Origin of the sequence: Streptomyces sp. NPDC006197, from assembly GCF_040613865.1 — a bacterium.
In the GTDB taxonomy this organism is placed as follows: domain Bacteria; phylum Actinomycetota; class Actinomycetes; order Streptomycetales; family Streptomycetaceae; genus Streptomyces.
The window spans coordinates 72,404-86,047 of the sequence record NZ_JBEXSZ010000016.1 but is presented as its reverse complement, the minus strand read 5'-3'; the positions used below and the strand labels follow the sequence as shown (position 1 = coordinate 86,047).

The following is a 13,644-nucleotide window of genomic DNA, read 5'->3' as shown; positions in this document are numbered from 1 at the left end:
TCCGTCCTAGACTCGTCGCATGGGCAGCGAACCGCTGCGGATCACCGTCCTCGGGCGGCGGCACCGGGCCGTGGCCCGTCGGCGCCGTCGGAGAGTGCGCGGGGTGCGGAGGAGGCGAGTACGCGGGGCGCGGAGGGAGCGGCCGGGAGTCGGCGGAGGGCTGGGCGGGGATCCGCGGGTCCTGCGGAGTCACCCGCGTCTCGGGCGCGAAGTCCAGCAACTTGGCCGCGTGCCGGCCCAGTTGGGCGAGGACGGCACCGGGCAGCCACTCCTCGTCCCGGTCCGTCGCCGTGCGCGCCGCCACGTCGGCGGGTGTCGGCCGCCGAGCCGGATCCTTGTGCAGGCACGCCCGTACGAGATCGAGCAGCGAGTCCGGCACGCCCGTCAGGTCCGGCTCGTCCTCCGCGATCCGGAACAGGTGGGCGCTGAGGCCGGTGTCGGTGGCGCCGAAGAGGAGCCGGCCGGTGGCGGCGTACACCAGGACGGCTCCCAGGCAGAACACGTCGCTGGCCGGGGTGAGTTCGCGTCCGCGCACCTGCTCGGGCGACATGAAGCCCGGCGAGCCGATCAGCATGCCCGTGCGGGTGTGCAGGCTGTCCCCGCCGAGACCGTCCATGGCCCGTGCGATGCCGAAGTCGATCACGCGCGGCCCGTCCACGGTCACCAGCACGTTGGACGGCTTCAGGTCGCGGTGGATCAGCCCCGCCGCGTGCACGGACCGCAGCGCCACGGCGAGCCGGTTGGCGAGGGTGCGGACCGAGTGCTCGGGCAGCGGGCCGAAGTCCTTCGCCACCACGGTGGTCAGGTCGGGGCCGGGGATGTACTGGGTCGCGACCCACGGCACCGGCGCGTCGGTGTCGGCGTCGAGCACGGCCGCGGTCCATTCGCCCCCGACCCGCCGGGCGGCCTCCACCTCGCGCGCGAAGCGCCGCCGGAACTCGGGGTGCTGGGCGTGCTCGGCCTGCACCACCTTCACGGCGACCGTCCGCCCCGCTTCGGACCGGCCGAGGTACACCAGTCCCATCCCGCCCGCACCGAGCCGGGCGATGAGACGGTAGGGGCCGATGCGCGTCGGGTCTTCGGTGATCAACTGGTCCACGTCACCAACATAGTTGAGGTGGGAGCGGCCCCGTGCGGGATCACCCGAACCGCGGGCGGCCGAGCCGTTCACGGTGCCGCCGGGGCGAAGGACAGCATGCGGGCCCGGTGCTGCCTGTCGTCGCCGCTCGCGTACGCGCCCGTCACCAGGAGCAGCACGACGAGGACCGTGAAGAGCACCGGCCCCCTGCCGAGGCGGGCGGGACTACACCGCGACGTGTTCGCCGGACGGGTCGACGACGACGATCCGGAGGTGGGCCGGTGCGTACGTGCGCGCCTTGCCCACCATCTTCCGCAGGTCGAACTTGGCGCGGGGGACGGCGACATGGATCGGCGCGGGCATGTCCGGGTCGTGGGCGGGGACGGGGCCGCCCGCCGGGAGGGAGACGCCGGGGCGCAGCCGCGCGCCGATCAGGGCGTGCGCGCCGCCCTCCGGTGTGGCCACGACCAGCTGGGTGACGTCGCTCCAGGGCAGCGGGACGGTGCCGAACCGGACGCCGGCCGCGTCGAACTGGAACGCCGTTCGCCGGTTCTCGTACCAGGAGACGATGAAGGGGACCGCCGCCACGATGACGACACCGCCCTTCATGTCGAGCGCCCATCCGAGCAGGACGGCGAGCCCGACGACGCCCACGATCGCGCCCCACAGCCCCGCCTGGTCCCGTGCGGAGAACGGGTGGGTCACCCGGTAGCGCTCCCATCGGGCCGCGCGGCGGGTGGGGCGCGCGCCGGGCCTGCTGCCGGCCTGTGACATGACGGTGTCTCCCTGCTCTCGACGACGTGGGCCGGCTGCCGCCCCCACGGCGGCAGCCGACCCGACGGGGCCACCCTGGCGCGGCGCGGTGGAAGGCCGATGAAATGCTGCTGAAGCGAAGGTCTGGGGAAGCGGTGCGGGCACCGCGCGTACGGGGGACGTGGGGGCGAGGACGTGAGTGTGGAGCCGGCGGGCCGGGGCACGGGCCCGGCCGGGGCGAGCGGGCCCTTGCGGATCGACCTGCTCGGCCCCGTCCGGGCCCTGCGCGGCGACGTCCCGGTCGCCCTCGGTCCGGTCCGCCGGCAGGCGGTGCTCGCCGCCCTGGTCCTGCGCGCCCCGGGCTTCGTGACATACCGGCAGCTCCTCGACGACGTGTGGGGCACCGAACCGCCGGGCACGGGCCACCGTGTCCTGCCCAGCTACGTGTACGCGCTCCGCAGGGCACTGGACCCGCCGGACTCCGGGCCGGACCGGTCGGTGATCGGCGGCGGGCGCGGCGGCTACCGCTTCGAGCCCGGCGGGGCCCGCACCGATCTCGCCGAGCTCGCCGAGCAGGCGGCCCTCGCCCGGCGGGCGAAGGCCTCGGGCGCCCTCGCCGCCGCCCTCGACGCGGGCGGCCGGGCGCTCGCACTGCTCCGCGGCGAGCCGCTGCCCGGCCTGCCGGGGCCGCTCGCCGACACCGAGCGGCAGCGGCTCGCCCGGCTGCGCCGGGCCCTGCACCAGGAGCACGCGGAGTGCCTCGTCCTGCTGGGGCGTCACGCGGAGGCCCTGGACGGCCTCATGGCGGCGCCGTCGGCCCTCCCGCACGACGAACCCCTCGCCGCCCTCCGGATGCGCGCGCTGTACGGCAGCGGCCGCCAGGCCGAGGCGCTGGCCGTCTACGGGGAGACCCGCGCCCGCCTCCTCGACGAGCTGGGCGTGGAGCCGGGCGAGGAGCTGCGCCGCGTCCACCAGGCCGTGCTGCGCCGCGACGACGCCCTGCTCCTCGGCCGGGTACCGGGCCCCCGGGAGCCGGCCGCACCTGGCGTGGGGGACGCGCCGCCGGAGCACGAGGGGCGTGGCGGGAAGGGGGAGGACGGGGACACCGGAGGACCGGGCCGCCCCGGCGCGGCCGGAGACACCGGAGGACCGATCCGCCCCGGCGAGGACGGAGACACCGGAAGACCGATCCGCCCCGGCGCGGCCGGGAACGCCTGCGAGGCGGCCCGCCCCTGCACGACCGGAGACACCGAAGAACCGGCCCGCCCTGGCGCGGCCGGGAGCGTCGGCACATCCGCTCGGTCCGGGGGCGGGCTCCCCCGTCCCCGGCGCAACGAGCTTCCCGGGGACACCGCCTGCCTGGTGGGGCGCGAGGCGGAGCTCGCGGTCCTCACCGCCGCCGCGCACCCGGGAGCGGTGTCCGTGATGACCGTGGACGGGACGGCGGGCGTCGGCAAGACGGCTCTGGTCGTGCGGGCCGCGTGGGCGCTGGCCGGCGAGCACCCCGACGGCTGCCTGTTCGTGGACCTGGAGGCGTACGGCGCCGGACCGCACCGGGCTCTGCGCCGGCTGCTCCGTACGGTACGGGGCGGAGGCGGGGAACTTCCCTCGGACGCGGGCGACACGGATGCCGGGGACGACCTGGCGGACCTGGTCACGGCCTGGCGCGCGGCCACCAGCGGGCTGCGGCTGCTGCTCGTCGTGGACGGTGCCCGGAGCGCCGAGCAGGTCCGTCCGCTGCTGCCCGCGGGACCGGGAAGCCGCGTCCTCGTGGCGGGGCGGCAGCGCCTGCCCGGCCTCGACGCCGATGTGCGGCTCACCGTGGAGCCGCTGGGCACCGGTGACGCGGTCGGCCTGCTGCGCACGCTCCTCGGGGAGTCGCGGGCGGACCGCGAGCCCGGGGCCGCCCTGGAGCTCGCCCGGCGCTGCGCCGGCCTGCCGCTGGCGCTGCGGATCGCGAGCGCCCGGCTGCAGAACCGCCCGTCGTGGACCCTGGCGTTCCTGGCCGGGCGGATGTCCGACGACGTGCGCGGTCTCGGCGAGCTGCGGGCGGAGGACCGCAGTGTGGAGGCCGCCTTCCGGCTCTCGTACGACCGGCTGGAGCCCGAACTGCGGCGGGCGTTCCGGGCGTTGGGGGCGGTACCGACCGTCCGTTTCGACGGTCTCGGCCTGGCCGCCGTGCTGGGCCGTCCCCGTGCGCACGCCGAGGGGATCCTGGAGGACCTGGTCGACGCGAGCCTGGTCCAGGAGCCGCATCCCGGCCGCTACCGGCTGCACGATCTCGTCCGGGCCCATGCGCGGCAGCTCGCCGCCGCGGCGCCCGAGGAGGCGGCCGCGGACCGCGCGGCCGTCCTGGGGCTCTACACGGCGGCCGGCCGGCTGGCGGGCGACTGGGGTCCCGAGACCTTCCCGACCGCCCCCGACGCGGCCGTTTCTCCTTTCGGCGGCCAGCGGGAGGCCTCGGAGTGGCTGGACGCGACCGGTGGAGAACTGCTCGACGTGGTGGCCTCGGCGGCCGCCTCGGGCGCGTACGACCATGCCTGTCTGCTCGCGGAGGCCCTGGTCGACCACCAGCTCCGCCAGGGCCACCCCCATGAGGCCCGTGCCTCGTTGGAACTCGCGCTGCCGTGCGCGGACCTGGCCGACGACCGGCGGCTCCGCTCCGCGCTGCGGAACTGCATGGGGGTCGTCGACATCCACCGGGGGCGGTTCCGGCAGGCGCACACGTGGTTCACGGAGGCCCTGCGGCACGCCCGCGGTCAGGGCGATCCGCGGAACGAGGCCCGGGCGATCGCCGGGACGGGGGTCGCGCTGTGGCCGCTGGGCCGGGTCGAGGAGGCCGTCGACCTCCTGAGCCGGGCCCTGGAGCTGGCCGCCGGTCTCGGCGACGACTGGCTGACCGGGGTCTCGACCTGCAACCTCGGCGCGATCCACGCCCTGCGGGGACGGCACGAGGAGGCCCTCGACCACTACGGCGCGGCCCTCGCCCTCGCCGAGAAGAACGGCCGGCCCAGGACGATCGCCCAGTCGCTGTGCTTCGTCGCCGACGCCCACCTCGCGCTCGGCCGCCCTGCGCAGAGTGCCGCCCTGCTGCGGCGGGCGGCCGAACTCGCGGAGGAGGCGGGGGACATGACGCTGCGCGCGGCGGCACTGTCGCAGCTCGCTGCCGCCGAGCACGGACAGGGCCGGCTGCGCGCGGCCGTCGACACCCACCACGAGGCCCTGTCCACGCTCACCGAACACACCAGCACCTGGCTGGAGATGGAGATCCGCATCCGCCTCGGCAGCACCTACGCGGCCGCGGGCCGCCGCGCGGAGGCACACCGGGAGTTCCGCACCGCCCTCTCCCTCCCCGGCGCCGGGGACCACCCCCAGCAGTACGACCGGGCCCGCGCCGGTCTGACCGGCACGGGCGACGGACCGGGCGACGTCCCCGGCCGGTAGTACGCGGAGCCCGCCGGAGCGGGCCCGGGGGCGGTCGACACCGGGGAAGCGGCCGGTCGTACGTGAGCCGGATCACAGGGAACCCCCGCCCGGTTCGGGTCCTCCTTCAGGTGTCGGCGTCCCGTGGCGCCGGATCCGGGCTCGTTCACCATTCCGATACGGAGGGGACCCCATGGCGGTCATCGACATCCAGCGGCCTCGTGCGGCAGCCGGCGGGCGTGCCGTCGCCGTGCTGCTCGCCGTCCTCGCGCTGGCGCACGTCTACTGGGCGACCGGTCTGACCTGGCCGGCCGCCGACGAGCGGGGGCTCTCGCTCGCCGTCCTCGGCAGCGTCGTGTCCTTCGGGCCGGCGGTGGTGCTGCCGCTGGCCGTCCTCGAAGGGTGTGCCGCGATCGCCGTGGCCGCGCACGCGCGCGGGGTGCGCGGCCGCCGGGTCCCGCGCCTCGTCACGTACGCCGTGGCCTGCGGGATGCTGCTGCGCGGGGCGGCCGGTCTGGTGTGGATCGTCGTCGGCCGGGACGGCTCCGGGGCGGCCTTCCCCTGGCTGAACGCGCTGCTGTACACGCCGCTGAGCCTGGTCTTCGGCTGGACGGCCCTGCGTGCCGCCCGCTGAGGCCGTCGGTCCCGTCGACCGGGGCGTCGCGCTCGTCCGGGCCGCCCGGCGCGGCGACACCCTGGCCCTGCACGACCTGCTCGACCACCTCACCCCGTACATCGCCCGGATCTGCCGGCCCATCGCCCTGGACGACGGACCGGACGCCACCCAGGAGGCCCTGGTCGCCGTCTTCACCTCGCTGCGGTCGCTGCGGGAACCCGAGGCGCTGTACGGCTGGGTGCGGGCGATCTCCGTACGGGAGGCGGTACGGGTCGCCAGGCGGGCGGCGCGGGCGCGGCCCGCGGAGCTCCCGGACGTGCCGGAGCGGGGCGATCCGCAGCTGGCCGCCGACATCGACGACGTCCTGGCCCGGCTGTCGCCCGCGCACCGGGCGGTGCTCGTGCTGCGGGACGTCGAGGGGATGGACGAGGAGGCCGCGGCGGCGCTCCTCGGGGTGCCGGCCGGCACGGCGAAGTCCCGGTTGCACCGGGCACGGCAGAGCTTCCGAAAGGCGTGGTCCGCGTGAACGGCGATGAGGCGATGATCGACGACGTCCGGCGGCTGCGGGTCATGGGCGCCGGCGTCCGGGGCGCGCGGATCGTGGAGCGGGTGCTGCCCGCGCCGCTCGACGTGGTGTGGGGCGTCATGGGTGATCTGGAGGGCGGCTTCGGGGAGTTCCAGCCCGACATGCGCTCGGTGCGGGTGCTGCGCAGGGACGGCGACCGGGTGGAGGCCCTCGCCCGCAGCCGTCACGGCCTGCGGGCCCGTTTCCACGGCGTGCTGCGGCCGGGCTGGTGCTGGTTGCAGAGCCGGTTCCTGGTCATCGGGATGGCGGCGGTGGACGAGGGCGGCCGGACCCGGGTGGCGCTCACCGGCGGCGTCCGCGTCCCGGGGCGCGCCGCGCTGGTCCCGTTCGGGGCGCGCCGGGAGCTGGAGCGTGCCATGGCGCGCCTCGCCGAACGGGTCGCCCGCCAGGACGCTAGGGGGCGGTGTCCTGGATCCGGCGGAACGGCCGGTCCGCCTCCAGGGTGAACGCCACGTCGAGCAGGGTCCGTTCGCTGCCGGGGCGGCCGGAGAACATGACGCCGACGGGCAGTCCCCCGTCCGTCGTCCGGGTGCTGGGCAGTGAGATCGACGGGGTGCCGACGACGTTGTCGACCGGGGTGAACGCGACGTACGCGAGGATCCGCTCGACGAGCTCCGGGTACGGGACGGTCGGTGCGAGACGGCCGATCGGCGGTGCGGGGTGGGCGAGGACGGGGGTGAGGAGGAGGTCGAGTCCGCGGAACGCCGCCGCGTACGCCACCTTCGCGCGCTTCAGCCTCCGCAGCACGCCCGGGGTGTGCCGCCAGTTCTCCACGTAGGTGGCGCGCAGGCCGCGGCTGAGACCGTCCATGCGGTGCCGGTCGAAGTCCGCGCCGAGGCTCCGGCCGGTGGCGCCGAGGAGGAACGACAGCATCCCCCAGTAGGTGAGGAAGTCCTCGGTGAAGCGCGGGTCGATGGCCATCTCGACGGGTTCCACGCTGTGGCCGAGCCGTTCGAGCCTCGTCGCCGTCTCCGTGACGGCCTCCCGGGTGACGGTGTCGGAGGTGACGCCGTTCGGCGAGTCCAGCAGGAATCCGATGCGCAGCCGTCGCCCGGAGGGGCCTTCGACCAGGCCGAGGGGCGGCAGCTTCGGGTTGCGCCAGTACGTCTCGGCGGCGGCGAGGAACGCGGCGCTGTCCCGTACGGAACGGCTCACGACGCCGTCGACGACGAGGTCCAGGGGCAGTCGGCGGCTCTGGTCGTTGGGCACGACCCTGCCCCGGGTGGGCTTGAGGCCGACGAGCCCGCAGGCGGCGGCGGGGATCCGGATGGAGCCGCCGCCGTCGTTGGCGTGGGCGATCGGCACCGCTCCGGCGGCGACGAGGGCCGCGCTGCCGCCCGAGGAGCCGCCCGCGGAGTGGCCGGTGTTCCACGGGTTGCGGACGGGCTCGGCGGCCTCGTACTCCGTGGTGGGGCTGAAGCCGAACTCGGGCAGCCGGGTCTTGCCGAGCACCGTGACGCCGGTGCTGAGGAACTGCCGGGCGAAGGGCGCGTGCCGTCGCGCCGGGCCCGGGGTGAAGGCCGCGCTGCCGTGGCCGGTGGGCAGCCCCTGGTGGTCGGTGTTGTCCTTGACGAAGGTCGGGACGCCCGCGAAGGCGCCGCCGGTCGCGGCACCGGGTGCGGGGGCGTCGACGTGCGTCTGGACGGCGTGGAGCCGTTCCTCGACGGCCCGCACCCGCTCGGCCGCGTCCCGGGCGGCCTCGGCGGCGCCGACCTCGCCGCGCCGGATCGCCTCGGCGAGCCCGACGGCGTCGTGCTCTCCCAGGGCGTCGTCCCGGAAGGCGTGCACCCTGGTCGGTCCGTCGAAGGTCTTCTGGTCGAAAGTCGTCACCGCTGCCTCAGCCCCCGGCCGTGTGGATGGTCTCCCGCCATCATTGCCTACCAGCGGGTAACGGGCGAGGGGTCGGCGCGGATCAGCGCCCCTGGAGCGCCTTCGCGTTGTCGCCGAAGGTCCAGCCCTTCGAGCCGTCCCAGTTGGCCGACCAGGTCATCAGGCCCTTGAGCGAGCCGCCGTAGTGGTTCCAGGCCTGGGCCACCGCCGACGGCGTCATGTATCCCCCGCCGGCGCCCGGCTGGGCCGGGAGGCCGGGGACCTGCTTGTCGTACGGGACCTTGACGGTGGTGCCCTGGACGACGAGCCCGCGGTTCAGGCAGTCGGTCTGGGCGACGAACCCGGCGACCGTGCCGGCGGAGTAGGAGTCGCCGGAGCATCCGTACATGCTGCCGTTGTAGTACTGCATGTTCAGCCACCACAGGCGGCCGTTGTCCGCGTACTTCTTGACGATCGGCAGGTACGCGCCCCAGATCGACCCGTAGGCCACGCTGCCGCCGGTGACGTACGCGGTCTCCGGCGCCATCGTCAGCCCGAAGCCCGCCGGCATGCGGGCCAGGACCCCGTCGATGATGCGCACCAGGTTGGCCTGCGAGGTGGACAGGGTGCCGATGCTGCCGCTGCCCACGAGACCGGTCTCGATGTCGATGTCGATCCCGTCGAAGTTGTACGTCTTCAGGAGGGGCACGACGGTCTCGACGAAGCGGTCGGCGACGGCGCGGGAGCTCAGGTCGATGCCGGCGGCGGCGCCCCCGATCGACATCAGGATCGTCGCCCCGGCCGCCTTGGCCCGGCACATCTCCGCCGGGGTGGCGACGCGGACGGTGCTGTCCATGCCGTCCTCCCACAGCACGGTCCCGTCCGAGCGGATCACGGGGAACGCGGCGTTGACGACGTTGTAGCCGTGGGCGGCGAAACGGGGGTCGTCGATGGGGGCCCAGCCGAACGGCGGGTGGACGCCGTTGGCGGAGCCGTCCCAGTTCTCCCAGTACCCCTGGAGCACCTTCCCGGCGGGCTTCGGCTTGAGGGCGCAGGTGTCCGCGGCGGCGGACGGCGGGGAGAGGGCGGGTTTCGCGTCTTCGGCCGTGGGCGAGGGGGGCGGGGCGGGTTTCGCGTCTTCGGCGGCGGCGGGGGCCGCGAGGACCGCGGCGGCGAGCAGGGTGGCGAGCCCCGCTCCGAGGACACGGGTGATCCGGGGGCCTGGCATGCGTGCTCCTGGGGACGTGGGGGGTGGTCCTGGACGTGGCGCGCGCTCCAGGAGACCGTAAGTTGGTCCAGACCTTTCGTCAACCACCCGCACACTCAAGGGAGTTACGGCCCCGATGGCGGCGCCCGGCCGTCACCGCCGCCGTTTCCGCGCGTGCGTCACGCGGGGCAGCTCCTCGTTGATCAGACGGCCCGTGAGCGCGCCGCCGAACACGACGACGCCCACCGCGACGAGCCAGGTCTGGATGACGAGGAACGCACCGAACGGGCCGTACGTGACGGCGCTGGACGCGATCAGCGGGGAGAAGACGAGCCGGGAGAAGACCCTCAGGCCGAGCAGTCCGAGCGTGGTGCACGCCGCCCCGGGCAGCAGGGCGGCCCACGAGACGCGTCCGTCGAGCAGCAGCCGCTGCGACCACCAGAAGAACAGCGTGCCGATCAGCAGCGTGACGGCGTCGCTCACCGGGGTGTCCTGCCAGAACGGGAAGACCGCGAAGAGGTAGAGGACCCCGATGAGCACGGCGAGCCACAGCACGTGCCGCCATCGGGCCCTCCAGTGGGCCGGAGGGAGGTCCCAGACCTTCTCGTACCCGCTCTGCACCGCCGTGCCGAACGTGATGCCGAAGACGGTGAGCAGGGCGAGGCCGAACGCCGTCGTGGTCCGCCGCACCTGTCCCGGCAGCGCGAACAGCCGCTCGATCTCCGCCCTGGCGGCGTCCGAGACCCCGATGCCGTCACCGAGCCACTGCGCGAACCCCTTCCCGCTGCCCGCGCCCGCCGCCGACACGACGATCAGCAGCGGCACCAGCGTGAGGAAGGAGAGCGCCGCGAACCCCAGCGAGCGCTGCCACAGCCCGAGGTCCCTGGCCGGCGCCCACCGGTGTCCGGCCCGGAAGCGGCGGATCGCACTCCGCGTCCGCCCGACCCGGGGCCATCGCCCGGCGGGACGGGAGACCATCCTTCCACGGTAGAACCGCCCCGCGGCGGCAACCAGCGGGGCGGTCCGGCACCGGCGTCAGCCCTCGACGCCGGTGGCCTCGTGGGAGGCGCCGACGGGCTTGGACTCGGGGGAACCGCGCTGGCGGAGGTAGACGGAGAGGATGGCCATCGACGCCACGGCCAGGAGTTCCGACTGCCAGTTCTGCAGGGACCGGTTCCAGAAGTCGGCGGAGGCGAGGTAGGAACCCCAGGAGACGGGGGCCTGGAGCTGCCGCAGCCGCAGTTCGTTGAAGGCGGCCGCGCCGGAGACCGACTGGGCCAGCCAGGACAGCAGGAAGAAGACGGCCATGACGAGCCCGAGCGAACGCGCGTAAACGGCCTGCCGCCAGTCCTTCGTGCTCGCCCAGCGGGGCGAGTCCGGCCGCGCGTGGTCACCCATGCGCTGGTCCCGCTCGCTCTCCGTACCCGCCTTGTGCAGCTCCTTGGACTCCGGCGAGCCGCGCTGGAGCAGATAGACCGTGCCGAAGATGTAGAGGAAGAACTGCAGGAACTCCGACTGCCAGTTCTCGGTGACGTCGACGGCGAAGTCCGAGGACATCAGATAGTCGCCGAAGCCGATCTGCTGGAGTCCCTGGACGGCGAGCTGTTCGTTGAACTCCGCGCGCCCGGAGACCGCCTGGGCGCCCAGGACGATCAGGAAGGCCGCCCCGAAGAAGAGGGTGAGGCTGTTCGACCGCCAGAATCCGTGCTCCCGGGACCGCTCGGCCGTCACCGCTGCATCACCCCGATCGCGGTGAAGTAGGCGAGGCCGCCCACGATGGTCACCACGCACGCCACGAACAGGGTCTTCACGTCATGCCCCCTTCAGTACACAGCTGTACGGCGTGTCGCCCGGTTCGGGCGCGCATCCGGCGGCGGTGACCCGCCACCCCTCGTCGAACTGCGAGAGGAACAACGTGTCGCCGCGGAGGCGGAGCAGCGCCTGTCTGCCGTGGACGTCCACGCTCCGCACTCCCCCGCCGCGCGGCAGGTCCTGCGAGGCCAGGGCCTGTGCGCAGGGCTTCTTCTCCTCCTCTTCGAGCTGGTCGCGGCTCTCGGGGGCGAGTAGCTCGCAGGCCACCCGGAAGTTCCCGGACCCGAGGGACTCCTCGAAGAACCGGCCCGCCTCGGTCGCCCCGTCCTGGCGGGCCTGCGACGCGCCGCAGGCGGACAGGGAGACCACGGCCGCCGCCGCTCCGAGGAGCAGCGGCACCCGCCGGAGCGCGGGCATCCGCCGGAGCGCGGGGGTCCGCCGGAGCGGAGCGACTCTCGCGAACGGAGGGACTCGCGGGGGCGGAGGGACTCGCAGGAACAGGAGGGCTCTCACCCTTTCAGCCTGGCGGCGCGGGCGGCCGCGGCAAGTGCGAGGGGGCCGAACGGGGGACCGCCCCACCCGTCCGGTCCCCGCGGGTGACGACGTGCGCGCGCCGGTGGGCCACGGGAGGATGGTGGCGGAGAGGGGTGCCGCCATGAGTGAGTTCGACATCTGGAACTACCGCCCGAGCACGGGGTACCGGCAGGGCGTCGACCTCGTCGGCTACAAGGTCGAGGCCACGGACGGCACCATCGGGAAGATCGACAGACACTCCGAGGACGTCGGCTCGTCCTACCTGGTCGTCGACGTCGGGGCCTGGATCTTCGGCAGGCGGGTGCTGCTCCCGGCCGGGACGATCGAGCTGATCGACACGGCCGAGAAGAAGGTGTACGTGGACCGGACGAAGGAGCAGATCAAAGCGGCTCCCGACTTCGACGAGACGAAGCACGGCGGCGAGCCCGGCTATCTGGAGCAGTTCGCCCGGTACTACGGCCAGCCCCACATGTGATCACGCCCCGCGCGGGCCCTCCGTGCGGCGGTCGCACCAGGCCGGGACGAGGGCCGTGAGCATCAGGGCGGCGGTGAGGGCGAACGCCCACGGGTAGCCGGTCCGGTTCGCGAGGAACCCGAAGCCGACGGCCCCGACGCCCATGCCCGCGTCGAAGGCGAAGTTCCACAGGGCGCTGACCGTCCCGTAACCGGAGGCGGGGACACGCGCGTACATCAGCGTCAGGGTGGTGTTCTGGGTGACGCCGAAGCCGACCCCGAACAGGGTCACGCCGATGACGACGGCGACCGGACTGTGGGTGAGCGAGGTGAGCAGCGTTCCCCCGGCCGCGACGACGAGGCCGGGGACGAGGAGCGCGGCCGGCCCGTGCCGGTCGCCGTGCCGACCGGCGACCCAGCGGGCCCCGGTCGCCGCCGCGGTCTGGGCGAACAGGGCCGTGGCGACGACGCCCCCGGAGGCCGACGGCACGGCGAGGGGGAGGAAGGTGACGAGGATCCCGGCGGCGAGCGCGGTGACGGAGAAGACGAGAACGGGCCGTGACAGCGCGGGCGTACGGAGCCCCGCCGTCACCCCGACCGGCCGCCGTCGCTCCGAAGCACGGTCCGGACCCTGGTCCGCATCACGGTCCGGACCCGAATCCGGATCGCGGTTCGGACTCGAGTCCGCATCACGGTCCGGACCTGAATCCGCATCGCGGTTCGGACCCGAGTTCGCATCACGGTCGGGGCCCGAGTCCGCACCGCGGTCCGGCAGGCCCGGGACCGAAGCGACGGCGGCCAGCGCGGCCACGGCCCCGGCGGCGAACACCGGCCCATACCCCACATGCGCCACCAGCCACACCCCCAGCGGGAGCGCCGCCAGCGAAGGGACCCCGCTCACGATGCCGACGAGCGCCAGCCCCTCCCCACGGCGCTCGGCCGGGATGAGCGAGGCCGTCAGGGCGCCGCCCGCGACGACCGCGAAGGCGAAGCCCAGCCCGCGCAGGAGGCAGACCGCCGTGATCCAGACCGCGCCGCCGGAAGCGGTGAGCGTGAACGCGGGCGCGCCGAGGAGGAGGAGTCCCGCCACCAGGACGAGGCGGTAGCCGAAGCGGGCGACGAGCCGGGGAGTGGCCAGCTCGCCTCCGACCGTGGCCAGCATCAGCGCGCCCGTGGTGAGCCCGGCGGCGTTTCCCCGGCCCCCTCCGGTCACCTCGGAGTAGAGGGGGACGACCGACAGGAGCAGATAGAAGCTCGTCGAGGCGCCGATGATCGAGACGAAGCGCAGCAGCAGGGGCCGCGTCACCAGGGGTGGCCGTGAACCGGCGCCCCCGACTTGAGAGTTGAGCATCTTGGTCACCCGGGTGACGCTA

The 13,644-nt window shown here is 74.6% G+C and carries 13 protein-coding genes; 5 read left to right on the top strand and 8 right to left on the bottom strand.

Annotation, left to right across the window (positions count from 1 at the left end):
• Together ABZ318_RS07810 and ABZ318_RS07805 are read right to left on the bottom strand one after the other, a co-directional pair.
• On the bottom strand, positions 1 to 1,099 hold a 1,099-nt coding region (locus tag ABZ318_RS07810), incomplete at its 3' end, for a serine/threonine-protein kinase (RefSeq protein WP_356901616.1).
• A gap of 204 nt (positions 1,100 to 1,303) precedes the next feature.
• Entirely contained in the window at positions 1,304 to 1,852 is a 549-nt protein-coding gene (locus tag ABZ318_RS07805) for a hypothetical protein (RefSeq protein WP_356901615.1), read from the bottom strand.
• A 174-nt stretch (positions 1,853 to 2,026) separates the two neighbouring features.
• On the opposite strand from ABZ318_RS07805, the gene ABZ318_RS07800 reads away from it, so the two are divergent.
• From ABZ318_RS07800 to ABZ318_RS07785, 4 genes are all read left to right on the top strand, one after another.
• Positions 2,027 to 5,275: a BTAD domain-containing putative transcriptional regulator gene (locus ABZ318_RS07800; protein ID WP_356901614.1), complete on the top strand. Its 3,249-nt coding sequence runs from the start codon at positions 2,027 to 2,029 to the stop codon at positions 5,273 to 5,275.
• 172 nt (positions 5,276 to 5,447) lie between these two features.
• Positions 5,448 to 5,888 carry a DUF3995 domain-containing protein gene (locus ABZ318_RS07795; protein WP_356901613.1) on the top strand — a complete coding sequence of 147 codons (441 nt, stop codon included), beginning with the start codon at positions 5,448 to 5,450 and terminating at the stop codon, positions 5,886 to 5,888.
• A complete protein-coding gene (locus ABZ318_RS07790) occupies positions 5,875 to 6,396 on the top strand; it encodes an RNA polymerase sigma factor (RefSeq protein ID WP_356901612.1) in 522 nt (173 codons plus the stop codon). The genes ABZ318_RS07795 and ABZ318_RS07790 overlap by 14 nt, the downstream gene beginning before the upstream one ends.
• Entirely contained in the window at positions 6,393 to 6,902 is a 510-nt protein-coding gene (locus ABZ318_RS07785) for an SRPBCC family protein (RefSeq protein ID WP_356901611.1), read from the top strand. The genes ABZ318_RS07790 and ABZ318_RS07785 overlap by 4 nt, the downstream gene beginning before the upstream one ends.
• On the opposite strand, the gene ABZ318_RS07780 is transcribed toward ABZ318_RS07785, so the two are convergent.
• From ABZ318_RS07780 to ABZ318_RS07760, 5 genes are all read right to left on the bottom strand, one after another.
• Entirely contained in the window at positions 6,850 to 8,286 is a 1,437-nt protein-coding gene (locus ABZ318_RS07780) for an amidase (protein ID WP_356901610.1), read from the bottom strand. The genes ABZ318_RS07785 and ABZ318_RS07780 overlap by 53 nt on opposite strands.
• Positions 8,287 to 8,368: 82 nt before the next feature.
• Positions 8,369 to 9,493, bottom strand: a complete 1,125-nt coding sequence (locus ABZ318_RS07775) for a chitinase (protein ID WP_356901609.1) — start codon at positions 9,491 to 9,493, stop codon at positions 8,369 to 8,371.
• Between the two features lie 132 nt (positions 9,494 to 9,625).
• Positions 9,626 to 10,450, bottom strand: coding sequence for a YhjD/YihY/BrkB family envelope integrity protein (locus ABZ318_RS07770; RefSeq protein ID WP_356901608.1), 825 nt, complete (start codon positions 10,448 to 10,450; stop codon positions 9,626 to 9,628).
• A 57-nt stretch (positions 10,451 to 10,507) separates the two neighbouring features.
• The gene (locus ABZ318_RS07765) at positions 10,508 to 11,203 is read right to left on the bottom strand and encodes a DUF6766 family protein (protein ID WP_356901607.1); all 696 of its coding nucleotides are present in this window, start codon (positions 11,201 to 11,203) and stop codon (positions 10,508 to 10,510) included.
• 81 nt (positions 11,204 to 11,284) lie between these two features.
• Positions 11,285 to 11,701: a hypothetical protein gene (locus tag ABZ318_RS07760; protein WP_356901606.1), complete on the bottom strand. Its 417-nt coding sequence runs from the start codon at positions 11,699 to 11,701 to the stop codon at positions 11,285 to 11,287.
• Between the two features lie 238 nt (positions 11,702 to 11,939).
• Here ABZ318_RS07760 and ABZ318_RS07755 point away from each other — a divergent pair, with 238 nt between their 5' ends.
• A complete protein-coding gene (locus tag ABZ318_RS07755) occupies positions 11,940 to 12,293 on the top strand; it encodes a PRC-barrel domain-containing protein (RefSeq protein WP_356901605.1) in 354 nt (117 codons plus the stop codon).
• On the opposite strand, the gene ABZ318_RS07750 is transcribed toward ABZ318_RS07755, so the two are convergent.
• Complete coding sequence (locus ABZ318_RS07750) at positions 12,294 to 13,622, bottom strand: MFS transporter (RefSeq protein WP_356901618.1); 1,329 nt, start codon at positions 13,620 to 13,622, stop codon at positions 12,294 to 12,296. It lies immediately after the preceding gene.
• Positions 13,623 to 13,644: the final 22 nt, after the last annotated feature.